1 rRNA gene is annotated in these 2,687 nt (G+C 52.6%); it reads left to right on the top strand.

Features of this window, described 5'->3' with window-relative positions:
• Positions 1 to 2,687, top strand: a 23S ribosomal RNA gene (locus tag AB0C25_RS36520); the annotation flags it as partial.

Here is a 2,687-nt window from a genome sequence, read left to right as displayed (position 1 = left end):
ACTTGAATACATAGAGTAACTGAAGGCAGACCCGGGGAACTGAAACATCTAAGTACCCGGAGGAAGAGAAAGCAAACGCGATTCCCTTAGTAGCGGCGAGCGAAACGGGATTAGCCCAAACCAAGAGGCTTGCCTCTTGGGGTTGTAGGACACTCTACATGGAGTTACAAAGGAACGGGGTAGATGAATAGGTCTGGAAAGGCCAGTCACAGAAGGTAAAAACCCTGTAGTCGAAACTTCGTTCCCTCCTGAGTGGATCCTGAGTACGGCGGGACACGAGAAATCCCGTCGGAAGCAGGGAGGACCATCTCCCAAGGCTAAATACTCCCTAGTGACCGATAGTGAACCAGTACCGTGAGGGAAAGGTGAAAAGCACCCCGGAAGGGGAGTGAAATAGATCCTGAAACCGTGTGCCTACAAGTAGTTAGAGCCCATTAATGGGTGATAGCGTGCCTTTTGTAGAATGAACCGGCGAGTTACGATTACATGCAAGGTTAAGTTGAAGAGACGGAGCCGCAGCGAAAGCGAGTCTGAATAGGGCGATAGAGTATGTGGTCGTAGACCCGAAACCAGGTGATCTACCCATGTCCAGGGTGAAGTCCAGGTAACACTGGATGGAGGCCCGAACCCACGCACGTTGAAAAGTGCGGGGATGAGGTGTGGGTAGCGGAGAAATTCCAATCGAACTTGGAGATAGCTGGTTCTCTCCGAAATAGCTTTAGGGCTAGCCTCAAGGTAAGAGTATTGGAGGTAGAGCACTGTTTGGACTAGGGGCCCCCATCGGGTTACCGAATTCAGACAAACTCCGAATGCCAAATACTTATCCTTGGGAGTCAGACTGCGAGTGATAAGATCCGTAGTCAAGAGGGAAACAGCCCAGACCACCAGCTAAGGTCCCAAAGTATACGTTAAGTGGAAAAGGATGTGGAGTTGCTTAGACAACCAGGATGTTGGCTTAGAAGCAGCCACCATTTAAAGAGTGCGTAATAGCTCACTGGTCGAGTGACTCTGCGCCGAAAATGTACCGGGGCTAAACGTATCACCGAAGCTGTGGATTGACATCTATGATGTCAGTGGTAGGAGAGCGTTCTAAGGGCGTTGAAGCTAGACCGTAAGGACTGGTGGAGCGCTTAGAAGTGAGAATGCCGGTATGAGTAGCGAAAGATGAGTGAGAATCTCATCCACCGAATGCCTAAGGTTTCCTGAGGAAGGCTCGTCCACTCAGGGTTAGTCGGGACCTAAGCCGAGGCTGAAGAGCGTAGGCGATGGACAACAGGTTGATATTCCTGTACCACCTTATGAATCGTTTGAGCGATGGGGGGACGCAGGAGGATAGGGTAAGCGTGCTGTTGGATTAGCACGTCCAAGCAGTTAGGCTGGTAATGAGGCAAATCCCATTACCGTGAAGGCGGAGCTGTGACGGCGAGGGAAATATAGTACCGAAGTTCCTGATTCCACACTGCCAAGAAAAGCCTCTAGCGAGATTCAAGGTGCCCGTACCGCAAACCGACACAGGTAGGCGAGGAGAGAATCCTAAGGTGAGCGAGAGAACTCTCGTTAAGGAACTCGGCAAAATGACCCCGTAACTTCGGGAGAAGGGGTGCTCTTTTGGGTGCAAGCCCGAGAGAGCCGCAGTGAATAGGCCCAGGCGACTGTTTAGCAAAAACACAGGTCTCTGCGAAGCCGTAAGGCGAAGTATAGGGGCTGACACCTGCCCGGTGCTGGAAGGTTAAGAGGAGGGGTTAGCGTTCGCGCGAAGCTCTGAATTGAAGCCCCAGTAAACGGCGGCCGTAACTATAACGGTCCTAAGGTAGCGAAATTCCTTGTCGGGTAAGTTCCGACCCGCACGAAAGGTGTAACGATCTGGGCACTGTCTCAACGAGAGACTCGGTGAAATTATAGTACCTGTGAAGATGCAGGTTACCCGCGACAGGACGGAAAGACCCCGTGGAGCTTTACTGTAGCCTGATATTGAATTTTGGTACAGCTTGTACAGGATAGGTAGGAGCCTTGGAAGCCGGAGCGCCAGCTTCGGTGGAGGCATTGGTGGGATACTACCCTGGCTGTATTGACATTCTAACCCGCACCCCTTATCGGGGTGGGAGACAGTGTCAGGTGGGCAGTTTGACTGGGGCGGTCGCCTCCTAAAAAGTAACGGAGGCGCCCAAAGGTTCCCTCAGAATGGTTGGAAATCATTCGTAGAGTGTAAAGGCACAAGGGAGCTTGACTGCGAGACCTACAAGTCGAGCAGGGACGAAAGTCGGGCTTAGTGATCCGGTGGTTCCGCATGGAAGGGCCATCGCTCAACGGATAAAAGCTACCCCGGGGATAACAGGCTTATCTCCCCCAAGAGTCCACATCGACGGGGAGGTTTGGCACCTCGATGTCGGCTCATCGCATCCTGGGGCTGTAGTCGGTCCCAAGGGTTGGGCTGTTCGCCCATTAAAGCGGTACGCGAGCTGGGTTCAGAACGTCGTGAGACAGTTCGGTCCCTATCCGTCGTGGGCGTAGGAAATTTGAGAGGAGCTGTCCTTAGTACGAGAGGACCGGGATGGACGCACCGCTGGTGTACCAGTTGTCTTGCCAAAGGCATAGCTGGGTAGCTATGTGCGGAAGGGATAAGTGCTGAAAGCATCTAAGCATGAAGCCCCCCTCGAGATGAGATTTCCCATAGCGTAAGCTAGTAA

The sequence above is a fragment of the Micromonospora sp. NPDC048839 genome, assembly GCF_040649915.1.
Classification (GTDB): domain Bacteria; phylum Actinomycetota; class Actinomycetes; order Mycobacteriales; family Micromonosporaceae; genus Micromonospora.
The sequence above is the reverse complement of the archived record's forward strand: the minus strand, read 5'-3'. Positions and strand labels throughout refer to the sequence as shown.